Origin of the sequence: Prevotella sp. P3-122 (assembly GCF_002251365.1) — a bacterium.
Lineage (GTDB): Bacteria > Bacteroidota > Bacteroidia > Bacteroidales > Bacteroidaceae > Prevotella.
Map to the genome: position 1 here is coordinate 57,422 of NZ_NPJH01000049.1, position 13,902 is coordinate 71,323.

Below are 13,902 nucleotides of genomic sequence, written 5' to 3' on the forward strand. Positions count from 1 at the left end.
GCGCTTACAGCGCGACTATCACCTACATGAAATAACCCAGGGTGCCGCTACGCTTTACCCTGGGCTGTGTGCTTTTGCGCTTTCAGCGCGACAATTACCGACATGAACTTCAGAATTAGGATATTCAATTTTTGCACATCAAACTGTACACCCTATCAAATTGGATACCCGGTAAGTTAAGTAAACGGCAGCATGCGGTCTGCTACAGCCTCGTTGGCGAAGAGTCCTGGTTGCTCGCACTGGTCAAGAGTTCTCAAGTCTGCAATGTGGCGCTTCAAATTGACACGTTCGTTGGCATCATCCAGCATCATGCGTCGTGCGACAGACATTCTGCAATACTCTTCTTCATTCTCTATTCCTGCAAATCTCCGTCCACAAAGGTTTGCTGCAATGCCTGTTGTTGAACTGCCGCTAAAGGGGTCGAGTACCCAGTCGCCCTCGTTGGTAGAAGCAAGAATAATCCGTGTTAGCAGCGACAGAGGCTTTTGAGTAGGATGTTTCCCACATGCTTTTTCCCACCGGCCAATAGCAGGAAGTCGCCAGACGTCTGTCATTTGCTTGTCATCATTCAACCGCTTCATAAGATCGTAGTTGAACTTGTGAGGCACTTTCTCACATTTCCTTGCCCAAATAATGAACTCAGTGGAGTAGGTGAAGAAGCGGCATGAAATGTTTGCAGGTGGATTTGTTTTCTGCCATGTAACGACATTCAGTATTCTGTAGTCCAGTTCTGTAAGACAGTTGGCAACAGAGAATATATTGTGGTAAGTGCCGGAAATCCATATTGTGCCATTGTCTTTGAGTTTGTCCCTGCACAGACGTAGCCATTCCATATTGAATGACATCATTTCCTCGTGACTCTTGCCTTTGTCCCATTCTCCCTTATCCACGCACACTACTTTGCCACTCTGCAACGAAATACCTCCATTTGAAAGAAAATATGGAGGGTCAGCAAATATCATGTCGAACTTGAACTTAAATTCATTGAGCAATTCAAGAGAGTCTCCGTTGGCGATAAGGAAGTCCTTGTTCGGAGATGTATAATAAGAACTAATCATTTTTTATAGAAGACAAATCAAGTTTGGGGATAATTTGAGTGTTTGTAAAATTCTTTTTGTAATAAAATGCTCGCCTTCGGGCACGAATAGTTCCCCCTTTGCCATCTGGGGCATCTGTTTTATCTTTATTATTAGCACCTTTTGTTTTAGGTTCTAAATACATACCCATACTACAAGATAGTTTATCGGCATCTCCACGAATAATATATTCTTGTATTTCTTCCCAATCAGACTTAAAAATCGCATTCTGTATATTATTGGGATGCCCAAGGAAATAATCAACGATGACATAATCATCTTGTTTTTTTGCCTTACCATTTTCTTTTGCAAGATACACAACCCAAAAAGTTAAGTTTATCTTACTTCTCAGTTTGGCAGTTTCCCATGTTTCCTTGGCAACTTCGCAATAATTTATCATCTGAATTGCCGTTGGTTCCTTAGCCTTTACTTCACCATTCTTATTTATTTGTAATGGAAGAATTTTGACTTCACAACCAATTTGTGGAATATCAGCCTCGTCTCGATTGTTATTTTTAATTCCAAGTAGATTTTCAATAATAAGACCAGAAGCACCTTTCTTCATTTTGCATTTATCATTAATGAATAACTGGTCTTTGATTTGTGAAATCGTTTTACCCTTGGCATTTTTGATTATTTCAAATAATGGGGTTAATGTTTCAATTACTTTACTGCTTATCATAATATTATCTTATTCAAAAAATCAGTAATGTTTGTCAAATTATAAATACTCGGGATAATATTATATGCTTCTTGCAACTTATTCTTTGCGCTTTTCCATCCGATACCGTCAGTAATCCAAACAAACTCAAATCCAGGGACGGAATTTATCTTTGGCGCTATTTCTGAATAGGAACGAGCAACCTCATTAAGTTTTGAGCCGCCACCACTATAAAAGTTAACTTCAATAAGATACGTTTTACCAGAAGACTCAATTACGAAATCAAAACGCTTCTCATCATCACCAAGTACTCCTGATATTTCAGGCCATTCACTCGAATATACTTCTTGACGATATTTAATACCACTCTTATCAAAGATGCGTGCCACCATACCTTCCATCACATGTCCGCTACGGTTTTTGCGTGCGTTAGAGTCAAGGCCTGTTTCTATTCCAAACACATAATCAACAAGGTCTTTTATCTTTTGTTGCTGGAATACTTCTGTTAGTCCCGTGTTATCAAGGTATTCCATAACCCCATCAACAGATGAGAATAGAGTATCAAGAACGATACATTCGCCAAGTGAATTTATCACCTTCTTCTTGCCTCCACTTCTCACTGCGATAAGTATGTCCATGACGTTAAAAGCAGTTTTGTCTCGATTCCATATCGTTTCAACAGCTTTTCTCATGTCTTGTGCACCCATCAAACTGTTAAGCATGCAAAGGCTTAATTTGATATTCTCTACATTCTGTGAAATCTTTTCAAAATCGCAGAAGAAATCTAAAGATTGGTTTGTTTCTTGCAGTTGTGATAAAAACAATTCAAAATCCTTTTCCATAATATTATTTCTCTGTTATGTCTTCTGCCACAAATTGAGGATTGGACATGTCGTTTTCGTATGAAAAGTTTTTCTTTGTTTCTTTATAGTTGTGAACTAATATCTCAGTTAGTTTCCCTCTTTTAGCAGGATTAGAGTTTATGTATCGCGCAGCCCATACACGTTCTATACAATAGCCTGCATACAGGTCATCAAAGAAGTTGTCCTTTTCGTTCTTACCCTTGCAGTCAGAATTACTTAGCATAAACTTATGTCCTGCCCTGTGTACTTTGTCGCAATATTCTTTTAAGCGGATTTGGGCATCATCATTGAAATCTTCTTTAGTATAGTCGTTGAAACTGGAAGTGTCGCTTAAAGGACGATAAGGGGGGTCGAAATAAAACAATGTATTGCCATGGGCATAGTCTAATGTCTGCTCAAAATCAGAGTTTAATATTTCTACACGCTGAAGCAACTGGCTGTCCTTTCGTATAGTTTCCTCATCAAATATTTGGGGATTGACATATTTGCCAAAAGGAACGTTGAAGAGTCCCTTTTTGTTTACCCTGTATAGTCCGTTGAAGCAGGTTCTGTTCAGAAAGAAAAACATTGTTGTGTTTTCTATTGGATCAAGCTTTTTCTCGTTGTATTTAGACCTGACTGCTAAGAAAAAGTTCTTTTTCCCTTCCTCTGTCTGCAATGTGTAATAAGTATCTTGGATGTCTCTAAGATACAATATCAGTTCCTCTGGGTGGTCCCTAACTGTGATATAACACGTTATAAGGTCTGTATTTATATCATTGATGACAGCTTGGCGAATATTTGGATAACGTTGAAGCATATAGAAGAGCATAGCTCCACCACCGACAAATGGCTCTATGTAAGTCACGTTGTCCCATTGCTCAAAATCATAGGGTAGAAGACCGTCAAGCTGACTTATCAGCTGTGTCTTTCCTCCAACCCATTTAATAAAAGGTTTGGCTTTTCTCATAATCGTTGTTGTATAGTCAGCTACCTTAGGCAGTTGTTCTGTTTACTTGTCATTTCGCTTTTGAAGGAGAATGTGTTGTTTTTAGTTTACAAAGTAACTAAATAATAACGAATTAAGATTAATTAGATCATTATTTGTATTTCTTGATCAAAATAGATCAAAGGTAAATTAAGACTAATTAATTCATTTGAAAACATAATAATTTAACAATAATTTTACATACGCAAATAATTATGCGTGAAGTTATGTTAAATAGACAGGTGTTGCAGCATATCAAGGTAGTAGAACTCTTTGCCGGAGTCGGTGGTTTCCGTATAGGTCTTGAGGGTGCATCGGATGCTTTCGAGACGGTATGGAACAACCAGTGGGAGCCTTCAACTGTACATCAGGATGCCTCTTTGGTGTATAGGGCAAGGTTTGGTTCTAAGGGACATTCAAACAAGGACATCAATCTTGTGCCCACATCAGATATTCCAGACCACGACCTGCTTGTAGGAGGTTTCCCTTGTCAGGACTATTCTGTTGCCTCAACGCTCAGCAAGTCTGGTGGTATAGAGGGCAAGAAAGGTGTGCTGTGGTGGCAGATATATCGTATACTGAACGAGAAAGGAGAGTCGAGACCAAACTATGTATTCTTCGAGAATGTCGACCGGCTGTTGGGGTCGCCGGCAAAACAGAGAGGGCGTGACTTCGCTGTTATCCTGGCGTCGCTCTCAGACTTAGGGTATACCGTGGAATGGAGAGTAATAAATGCTGCTGACTATGGTATGCCGCAACGGCGCAGACGAACTTACATTGTTGGGTACCGCAAGGACTCATACGTATATAGTAAGGTGGAAAGCTTGGACAAGTGGGTGCTTTATGACGGAGTGATGGCAAAAGCGTTCCCTTTTGTGGGCAAGCCGCAATCAGAGTCCGAATTTGATATAGAGGGCAACATTGCCATGGTTTCAGAAAGCTTCAATAAAGGACACAAGGACAGCCCGTTTGGTGAGGCCGGTGTCATGTGCAACCGACACGTCTTTTCCATAGATACTATCGCTGACTATGACGGGACAAGGCAGACGTTGGGTGACAATCTGGTAGAGGAGAGTATGATACCTGATGATTTCTTTATAGCGGATGAGGATATAGAGAAATGGCAATATGAGAAAGGAGCAAAGAAAATAGAGCGTACCACTAAGGAGGGATTCAAATACATGTTCTCTGAGGGTGGAATGGCTTTTCCTGATTATATCGACCGTCCTTCAAGAACAATCATCACTGGAGAAGGTGGACCTGCGGCATCAAGGTTCAAGCATGTGGTAAAGACCCCCTCAGGGCGTTATCGTAGGCTAATCCCCATAGAACTGGAGCGGCTTAACATGTTTCCCGACAACCATACCCTGCATCCTGATGTTAGCGACGGCAGACGGGCTTTCCTAATGGGGAATGCTCTTGTGTGTGGCGTTATCGAACGTATTGGACGGAGCTTGTATCGCTTTGTCTACGACCATGAGCCAGTATCAACACGCCCAATCTACACAAAGCGGGACGCCCAGCCCAGCCTTAACTTCGATTTGTTTGCAGGTCTCCAACCCGAGCTAAAGATGAACGCACCCAAGAAGAGGTTTAAGCTCGAACTGGCAAAGAACCTATTGATAGGATTTGTAAAAGCGGACAATACCGACTACTTCTTGGATGGTGGCAGTAGAAAGACCTATTATACAGGTAAGGCAAAGTCGTTCCCGTCAACGGTTGCCCTCAACAAGCTCTACTATTTCATGCCTTACATCAAGGGAAAAGGCGTGCGCGACCTTTATCTGATACGTATAGCCCGTATTGGCTCTAAGGCGGAGATACATCCTTCAAGCAACGACCATGAGCCACGGCTTGTGTTCGACCTTGAATACCTCACCCGACTACCAGACTATGTGCCTGTCCGGCTCAATATGTTCAACACCTATAGGGACACCGTGCTTGGAAGCATATTTGAATAGGTAATAGCAAAAAAAACACTTACCGCCAAGTATTTTGTGATTTTAGTCGGCGGTAAGTGGCTTTTTGCGTTTTTTATCTCGAGTCGGCCATTAGTTTTATGCGAAATGATAGATGGCTGCATCCTGCAGGTGGCAACGAGCCGCTGTGAGCACACAAACGAATAAGAGGGCGTGTCAAAGTGACACGCCCTCTCGTGATATTGTTTCTTGTCCAAGTATTATTTCTCGTCAACAACCTCCAAGGCTTTCTTGAGAAGTTCCCAGAATGGGGCCACGGTGTGGATGAGGCAACGCTCCGTGGTGGTGTGCGGGCTGCGGAGTGTTGGTCCGAGCGATACCACATCCATGCCTGGATATTTGCCGAGTATGACGGAGCACTCCAATCCGGCATGGTCTACCTGTACCAAAGCCTCCTCGCCGTTCTGCTCCTTGTAGATAGTCTTCAGCAGGTTCAGTATGGCGCTGTCCGGATTTGGATCCCAACCGCCGTAACTTCCGCTAACCGATACGGCCATGCCCGCCATGTTGAAGCAGCTCTCAAGCATGTTTACAACATACTCCTTCATGTCCTCGCGTGACGAGCGTGCCAGTATCTGTATGCTTGCCTTGCCGTTCTCGATGTCGATGATGGCGAGGTTGCTCGATGTCTCTACCACGTCGGGATATGCGGGTATCATGCGTACCACGCCGTCGTGGCAGGAGTAGATGGCATCGATGATGTTGTCCTGTATTTCCTCCGGCAACTCATTCTTTGGAGTCTCCACCTCTTCGGCAAAGAACTCTATTCCGCTCTCGATGGTCTTGTATTCATCTGCGAAGCGTGCCTTCCATTCCTCGACCAGCTCTTTGGTAGCCTCTACATTCTCTTTTGGTATGGTTATTACGGCCTCGGCCTTGAACGGTATGGCATTGCGCATGTTTCCTCCGTGCCATGACGCCAGTCTTGCCTCGCAGTCTACGATGGCCTCGCGCAGGAAGCGTACCATTAGCTTGTTGGCGTTGGCGCGTCCCTCGTGTATCTCCAGTCCGGAATGCCCTCCGCGCAGTCCCTTAAGCGTAATCTTGAGTGCTGCATCCTCGGGGTCGGTCTCGGCATCCTTGTATTCCATCTCGGCAGTAACGTCGATGCCGCCCGCGCTTCCTATGACAAACTTGCCCCAGGTCTCGGAGTCGAGGTTCAGCAGGATGTCGGCATTGAGGATGTTCTCCGGCAGTCCGTTGGCTCCGAACATGCCTGTCTCCTCATCGGCTGTGATGAGAGCCTCTACGGGTCCGTGCTTCAGGTCCTTAGCCTCCATTACTGCCATGATGGCAGCCACGCCGATGCCGTCGTCTGCGCCAAGTGTAGTGCCCTTGGCCCTTACCCATTCTCCGTCAACGTATGCCTCTATGGGGTCGTTTTCGAAGTCATGTGTGCTCTCTGGCGACTTCTGCGGCACCATGTCCATGTGTGCCTGCAGCAGTATGGTCTTGCGGTTCTCCATGCCTGGCGTGGCAGGTTTGCGCATGACGATGTTGTCGGCCTCGTCCTTGAAGGCTTCCACTCCGGCCTGCTTTGCGAAGTCGAGCAGGAATTGTTGTACTTTCTCCAAGTGTCCCGATGGGCGTGGCACTTGTGTGAGCGCATGGAAGTTGCGCCAGATGCACTCAGGCTTTAGGTTCTTGATTTCGCTCATAATGGTAGCTTTAGTTTTTTATGGAGTCCGGTGGCTGGCCTTGCGGCCCGTCGTGCGGCTCCGGGTTATTGTTTGGTATGTTCAGTCTTGTGATGGCAACCTTTTCTTAGTGAACGTCAAAGAAGTCCATGCGAAGATGCCGAGCATGATGACGAGCAGTGTCTGCACCGAGTGTACGATGAGTACGAAGAACAGTGCGTCGTTGGCGCTGACACCATATAGTATAAGCATTGTCTTGACGGCGAAATGCCATGGGCCGGCTCCGTTGGGTGTGGGCACCACTACGGCTATCGAGCCTACTACGAATGTCACCATGGCACATGCCGTGCCCAGTCCTGCCGTAGACTCAAAGCAGAAGAAGGTGAGATAGTAGTGCAGGAAGTAGCTTGCCCAGATGCCTATGGTGTAGGCAAGAAAGAGCGGTATGTTGCTGACTTTCCTCAGTGACATCACTCCCTGCATCACGTCCTCGAAAGCCTTCTTCACCTTATTATATATATATAGCCTCTTGGCAAGGTACAGGGCAAGGATTATGGCCGCTACGGCACATATAGTCGTCACTACCCATCCTGTTGTCGTGAACTGGTACAGCATTCTGTCGATGTTGTTGCCCGTGCGGCTGAAGAATATGTCGAAGACATTGGCCTGCAGCGCTATTGTCGTTCCGGCCAGTATGGCCACGAACAGCGAGTCGATGGCGCGCTCTGTTACAACGGTTCCCAATGACTTGGGGAACGATACCCCCTCGAAGCGTTTCAGCACTCCGCATCGTGCAAACTCTCCAATCCTTGGTATTACTAAGCTTGCCGCATACGACAGGAAAATGCTGTTCATGGTAACCGAGGTCCTTGGATGCTCGCCTAACGGCTCCAGACTCTGCTTCCAACGCCATCCGCGGAATGCCTGCGCCAGTATGCCGAAGGGAAACGAGAGCAGCATCCACCACCAGTTCATCTCCTCAAGCAATACCTCCCTGACGCTCCCGAAGTCGAAGTCGCGGTACATCCAGAAGAGTATGCCGCCACCCAGGGCAAGCGAGCATGCCAGTTTCAATATGTCGTTGATGGTTCTTTTCATTTCACGTACAAAAGTAATACTTTCTGTTGAGAAACGTGAACAGTAGCAGACATTTTAGTTTATTTTTTCTTTTTGGCATCACTTTGAGCACGATGGGGTCACATTAGCAACCGGAAATGAGAAGAAAGACGACAATAATTGTAAATATACTCAACTTTAGCAAGTAGTAAAGAGGAGATAAAGGGAGATAAAGGGAGATAAAGGGAGATAAATGACGCATGTTTAAGCCAGGCTTTTACTATTGTCTTTTAACTTCCTAAGCGACCAAAGGGAGCGATAACTTCTCATAACTCCTTGTAACTCCTAAAGTTGAGCAATGCGAAACTTAAATAAAATATAGCTTACAATAACAGAACAGGGCATGGCCATATAGCATTATTGATACCATTGTGTGACATAAAAGTATTGGCGATTGATGGTTTTTCGTTAGAAAAAGTGTATCTTTGCGCTGTCTATTTAAATTAGGACATTGCATGAAACAAGTAAAACCCAAGAAGAACCTCGGTCAGCACTTCCTTACGGACCTCGGAATAGCCAAGCGTATCGCTGACACCGTCGATGCCTGTCCCGACATCCCTGTATTGGAAATTGGTCCGGGCATGGGAGTGCTCACGCGCTTTCTGGTGGAGAAGCCACGGTTGGTGAAAGCCGTGGAGATAGACTCCGAGTCGGTGGCCTATCTCAACGAGGCATATCCGTCCCTGCGCGAGAACATCATAGGTGATGACTTCCTGCGTATGGACCTCACCGATATATTCGGTGGCAAGCCGTTTGTCCTTACGGGCAACTATCCCTACGACATATCCTCGCAGATATTCTTCAAGATGCTCGACTACCGCGACCTGATTCCCTGCTGTACGGGAATGATACAGCGGGAGGTGGCATTGCGCATAGCCTCGCAGCCCGGCTGCAAGGCCTACGGCATACTGTCCGTTCTGATACAGGCATGGTATGATGTGGAATATCTGTTTACTGTTGACGAGACAGTCTTCAATCCTCCTCCAAAGGTCAAGAGTGCCGTCATCAGGATGACGCGCAACGATACCCGCACGCTTGGCTGCGACGAGAATATGTTCAAGCGGATAGTGAAGGCCGTCTTCAACCAGCGCCGTAAGATGTTGCGTGTCAGCCTCAGACAGGTTGTCGATGCAGCCTCGTTGCCACATGACTTCTTCGACCATCCCCTGATGACGCAGCGTCCAGAGCAACTCTCTCTCGACGAGTTTGTAACGCTCACCAATCTGGCTGCTCCATACATCAGGTAATGGTGGTAAAACAAAAAAATGTCTCCAAACTGTTGCGAGTATGGAAATTAATTCATATTTTTGTGCATCAAATGAACCAATAAACAATAATACACTATGTTAGACGTTAAAGCAACACTTACCGACGCTGAGGAACGCATGGACATGGCGGCCATGTTCCTGGAAGAGCAATTGGCACGCATCAGGGCAGGAAGAGCCAACGTGGCCATTCTCGACGGCGTGAGAGTTAACTCATACGGCTCGATGGTACCACTTAACCAGGTAGCCTCAGTTTCTGTTCCCGACGCACGCACCATAGCCATCAAGCCATGGGACCGCAAGGCCATCAAGGACATTGAGAAGGGTATCATGGACAGCGACGTGGGCATCACTCCCGAGAACAACGGAGAGATTATCAGACTCTCTATACCACAGCCTACGGAGGAGAGGCGCCGCGACCTTGTAAAGCAGTGCAACAAGATTGGCGAGAAGACGAAAATAGAGGTACGCAACGTGCGCGCGGAGATAAAGGAGAAACTGAAGAAAGCCATCAAGGACGGTCTGTCTGAGGACTTGGAGAAGGATGCCGAGGGCGACCTTCAGAAGCTGCACGACAAGTACATCAAGAAGCTTGACGACCTCCTGGCTGCCAAGCAGAAGGAGATTATGACCGTATAGTCGCAGACGGCGTCATACGGACAACGATATCCCTTGGTGGGTTTTGCGACACCAAGTGTCAGCCCGCTATATATATCGTCATACCATGGGCAGACGGGTAGACAAGTTGCCGACAGACACTTGTGTACTCGTCTGACTGTTAGTAGGCAACAATCAGTAATTCGCAATATCATACATGCAAGGATTAGTAATCAAGAACACCGGCAGCTGGTATACGGTGAAGACCGACGACGGGCAGCTGATAGAGAGCAAGATAAAGGGCAACTTCAGACTGAAGGGAATACGCAGCACCAATCCGGTTGCTGTTGGTGACAGGGTGACGCTCGTCACCAACCAAGAAGGCACGGCCTTTATCACGGCCATTGAGGACCGCCGAAACTATATCATCCGCAAGTCGCAGAACCTCTCAAAGCAAAGCCATATCCTTGCTGCCAATGTCGACATGGCAATGCTGGTCGTGACGGTTGCGCACCCTCAGACCTCAACAACGTTCATCGACCGTTTCCTTGCTTCAGCAGAGGCTTATGCCGTGCCTGCCGTACTGGTGTTCAATAAGACCGACATTCTATCTCCCGAGGAGGCGCACTATCAGCAGATGATGACAGACCTCTATACCACCGTGGGCTATGACTGTTATCAGATATCGGCAGCTAATGGCGATGGCGTAGATGCCTTGCGTAAGGTTCTGGAGGGTAAGGTTACGGTGCTTAGTGGCAACAGTGGAGTGGGGAAGTCTACGCTCATCAACCTCATTGTGCCGGGAGCCTCGCAGCGTACGGCAGAGATAAGTTGCGTACACGATACGGGAATGCACACGACAACGTTCAGCGAGATGCTTTCCCTGCCCCAGGGAGGATATGTCATAGACACTCCAGGCATCAAGGGCTTCGGAACCTTCGATATGGAGCCGGAGGAGATTTCGGGTTACTTTAAGGAAATCTTCCGTTTCTCACGCGACTGCCGCTTCAACAACTGCACCCATACCCACGAGCCAGGATGCGCCGTGCTGAAGGCTCTTGATGAACACTATATAGCTGCGAGCCGCTACCAGAGCTACCTGTCCATGCTCGAGGATAAGGACGAGGGTAAATACCGTGAGGCTTTCTGATGGCATAGCCGTGTCTGCCATAGAGTTTCCTGTCTGCCTTGGAGTTATTTGTTAGGGTGTACATCAAACTGTACACCCTAACAATTAATAGAACCCACCTATTTAATATAGCGTGAGAAATAATAGCATGCAATAGTTTAATGTTGTTTAACGTGTCATGCGTATTTTTAATTTTGTAACAGAAATGACACATGTATGTAACTGCTGGGAAACAGCGTGTGGCTATCTTTGCAGCAAAATTATTTATTCAGACAGATGAACAGAAAACTATTCATGACGGCATGCCTGATATGCACTTTCTTTCAGGCTATGGCACAGGAGGGACCGACAACTCCAAAGATTAGTGGAACCATTAGGGGAAAATATGAGTACCAGACAGAGGAGGGCGAGGGACGCTTCGAGGTCAGGAACGCCAGGATTAGTGTCACGGGCGATGTAACGCCTATTGTTTCCTACAAGGCGGAGATAGACCTGTGTGACGAGGGCAACATAAAGATGCTCGACGCATATACACGTATCAAGCCGGCAACAGGATGGCAGTTCACCATAGGCCAGATGAGGGTGCCGTTCACCATTGACGCTCACCGCTCGCCCCATCTGCAATATTTTGCCAACCGCTCGTTCATTGCCAAGCAGGTGGGTAATGTCAGGGATGTAGGTGCGGAGATAGGATGGAAAGTCAATATTGGTGTGCCGCTGACATTACAGGCTGGAATATTCAACGGCTCAGGACTTACCAACCAGAAGGATTTCTGGACAAAGAACGTGAACTTCTCTGCCAAGGGACAGCTGATGCTGCCATGGGGTACCAACATCGTGCTAAGCGCGCAGAAGGTGAAGCCTGGCGATGTCGACATAATGATGTATGACGCAGGTGTGAACTTCCATCGCAAGCGGTTTGTTGCGGAGGCCGAGTATCTGTACAAGCACTATTCAGATGATGCCTTCGATGCCGTACATGCCTTCGACGGTTTCGTATGCTACGACATACCGTTCAGGTGCGGCCCGTTCAGCAAGATGTCGGCATTGGCACGCTATGATTTCATGAGCGACCATAGCGACGGTATAAGGTACCTTGACGGCAAGGCGGATGCAAATGGAGCACTCAAGGTCACCGACTATAAGCGCAGCCGTGTGACGGGCGGCATCACGCTGAGCTTCGCAAAACCCTTTGTCAGCGACATAAGAATCAACTACGAGAAATACTTCTACGCCAAGGGAAGCATACCAAAAGTTTCGGAAAGGGATAAGATTGTCATTGAGGTGATGACTCACTTCTGATGCCTCATAGTCTGGATAATTGTACTGGGATTGCAAAACAAAATTGCCTTTTGTTTTGCAATCCCAATCATTTGTACTATCTTTGTCCTCAGATAAGGTGGGGGCTGTTTGTCCCGCCATAAAACGGTTTTGTTATGAGAAAAATTCGCAACCCCTGGTTAGGGAAAGAAGGGTACGACTGTTTCGGATGCAGTCCCGATAATCCCATAGGACTGAAAATGGAGTTCTACGAGGATGGTGAAGACATAGTGTGCTATTGGAAACCGTCCGAGCACTATCAGGGCTGGGTGGAGTCTCTGCATGGAGGGATTCAGGCTACGCTCATGGACGAGTGTGCTGCCTGGGTGGTTAGCCGCAAGCTGCAGACAACGGGCGTCACGAGCAAGCTCGACATCAGCTACCGCAAGCCCATCTACACCACGGAGACACATGTCACCGTTAAGGCAAGGCTCAAGGAAATGAAACGCAACCTCGCTTTCATACACATCTCTTTATATAACTCTCAGGATCAGCTGTGTTCCGAGGCAGACACCGTCTATTTCACCTTCCCGCAGGAGAAGGCGCGGCAGATGGGGTTCACGGAATGTGAGACAGAAAACGAGGAACTGCTGTTCTGACAACTATATTTGTGGCATGAAATATTTTATAATAGAAAACGGAGAGCAGGCTGGACCGTTCAGCATCTACGAGATGGCCGACAGGGGACTCAACTCTGATACCCTCGTATGGGCTGAAGGCATGGACAACTGGACTCCCGCCTGGCAGGTTGACGAGCTGAAGAGATTCCTCTACGGAAGGCAGCAGACTGCTACTGCCGCACCTGTCCCGCCTCCTGTACCAAAGCAGGTGGCTGAACCGCAACCGCAGGAACAGCATGATACGCAAAAACGCAAGCGTCGTGGAGGCTGTTGTGCTGTCTTCATGTGGATAAGCCTTGGCATTATGGGGGTTGTGGTGATGATGCTTGTTGCTACTTGTCCTGACCGTCAGGCCCACAAGGAACTTATACGTGAGAATATCTGCAAGGCCGTCATGAAGGATGTACCTGATGACAACCTGCTGTCAAGAGGACTGAGCATGATAGGTGGCTCGTTGGTAAGCAGCCTGATTGACCCTATGCTCGACCAGGTGCTGGAGTATCACAACTATATCCTGTTCTCGACAACCACCGTCAACTATAAGGGCAAGGACAATACCACCTCCATAGGCATCTGCAACCATGTCTTCACTCTTGACGAGAGCGAGATTGCAGACGCCTTGAAAAAGGGGGTGGGTGTTCAGTAGATTTTTACAATGTCTGGTGACAATTT

General features: G+C 47.0%; 13 protein-coding genes. 7 read left to right on the plus strand and 6 right to left on the minus strand.

Annotated features, from left to right (window positions below; genetic code table 11):
- Nucleotides 1-176 precede the first annotated feature (176 nt).
- The 4 genes from CIL02_RS09115 to CIL02_RS09130 are packed head-to-tail and all read right to left on the minus strand — an operon-like array spanning nt 177 to nt 3,549.
- Nucleotides 177-1,058, minus strand: a complete 882-nt coding sequence (locus tag CIL02_RS09115; protein ID WP_170935056.1) for a site-specific DNA-methyltransferase — start codon at nt 1,056-1,058, stop codon at nt 177-179.
- The gene (locus CIL02_RS09120; RefSeq protein ID WP_094401100.1) at nt 1,051-1,758 is read right to left on the minus strand and encodes a MutH/Sau3AI family endonuclease; all 708 of its coding nucleotides are present in this window, start codon (nt 1,756-1,758) and stop codon (nt 1,051-1,053) included. Before CIL02_RS09120 ends, CIL02_RS09115 begins: the two co-directional genes overlap by 8 nt.
- Entirely contained in the window at nt 1,755-2,579 is an 825-nt protein-coding gene (locus tag CIL02_RS09125) for a type II restriction endonuclease (protein WP_094401102.1), read from the minus strand. Before CIL02_RS09125 ends, CIL02_RS09120 begins: the two co-directional genes overlap by 4 nt.
- Nucleotides 2,580-2,583: 4 nt before the next feature.
- Nucleotides 2,584-3,549 (minus strand): DNA adenine methylase, encoded by a 966-nt coding sequence (locus CIL02_RS09130; protein WP_094401104.1) that lies wholly within the window; start codon nt 3,547-3,549, stop codon nt 2,584-2,586.
- Between the two features lie 245 nt (nt 3,550-3,794).
- Here CIL02_RS09130 and dcm point away from each other — a divergent pair, with 245 nt between their 5' ends.
- Entirely contained in the window at nt 3,795-5,528 is a 1,734-nt protein-coding gene (dcm, locus tag CIL02_RS09135; RefSeq protein ID WP_170935057.1) for a DNA (cytosine-5-)-methyltransferase, read from the plus strand.
- Nucleotides 5,529-5,746: 218 nt separating this feature from the next.
- Here the strand turns inward: dcm and CIL02_RS09140 are convergent, their stop codons facing one another.
- Nucleotides 5,747-7,204, minus strand: coding sequence for an aminoacyl-histidine dipeptidase (locus CIL02_RS09140; RefSeq protein WP_094401106.1), 1,458 nt, complete (start codon nt 7,202-7,204; stop codon nt 5,747-5,749).
- A gap of 81 nt (nt 7,205-7,285) precedes the next feature.
- A complete protein-coding gene (locus tag CIL02_RS09145; RefSeq protein WP_094401108.1) occupies nt 7,286-8,281 on the minus strand; it encodes a lysylphosphatidylglycerol synthase transmembrane domain-containing protein in 996 nt (331 codons plus the stop codon).
- Nucleotides 8,282-8,754: 473 nt separating this feature from the next.
- On the opposite strand from CIL02_RS09145, the gene rsmA reads away from it, so the two are divergent.
- The 6 genes from rsmA (at nt 8,755) to CIL02_RS09175 (ending at nt 13,876) form a co-directional block, all read left to right on the plus strand.
- Nucleotides 8,755-9,546, plus strand: a complete 792-nt coding sequence (rsmA, locus tag CIL02_RS09150) for a 16S rRNA (adenine(1518)-N(6)/adenine(1519)-N(6))-dimethyltransferase RsmA (RefSeq protein ID WP_094401110.1) — start codon at nt 8,755-8,757, stop codon at nt 9,544-9,546.
- A gap of 96 nt (nt 9,547-9,642) precedes the next feature.
- Entirely contained in the window at nt 9,643-10,203 is a 561-nt protein-coding gene (gene frr, locus CIL02_RS09155) for a ribosome recycling factor (protein ID WP_094401112.1), read from the plus strand.
- A 175-nt stretch (nt 10,204-10,378) separates the two neighbouring features.
- Complete coding sequence (gene rsgA / locus CIL02_RS09160) at nt 10,379-11,311, plus strand: ribosome small subunit-dependent GTPase A (RefSeq protein WP_094401114.1); 933 nt, start codon at nt 10,379-10,381, stop codon at nt 11,309-11,311.
- A gap of 309 nt (nt 11,312-11,620) precedes the next feature.
- The gene (locus tag CIL02_RS09165; protein ID WP_240513614.1) at nt 11,621-12,592 is read left to right on the plus strand and encodes a porin; all 972 of its coding nucleotides are present in this window, start codon (nt 11,621-11,623) and stop codon (nt 12,590-12,592) included.
- Nucleotides 12,593-12,726: 134 nt separating this feature from the next.
- The gene (locus CIL02_RS09170) at nt 12,727-13,209 is read left to right on the plus strand and encodes a PaaI family thioesterase (RefSeq protein ID WP_094401118.1); all 483 of its coding nucleotides are present in this window, start codon (nt 12,727-12,729) and stop codon (nt 13,207-13,209) included.
- 16 nt (nt 13,210-13,225) lie between these two features.
- Nucleotides 13,226-13,876: a GYF domain-containing protein gene (locus CIL02_RS09175; protein ID WP_094401120.1), complete on the plus strand. Its 651-nt coding sequence runs from the start codon at nt 13,226-13,228 to the stop codon at nt 13,874-13,876.
- Nucleotides 13,877-13,902: the final 26 nt, after the last annotated feature.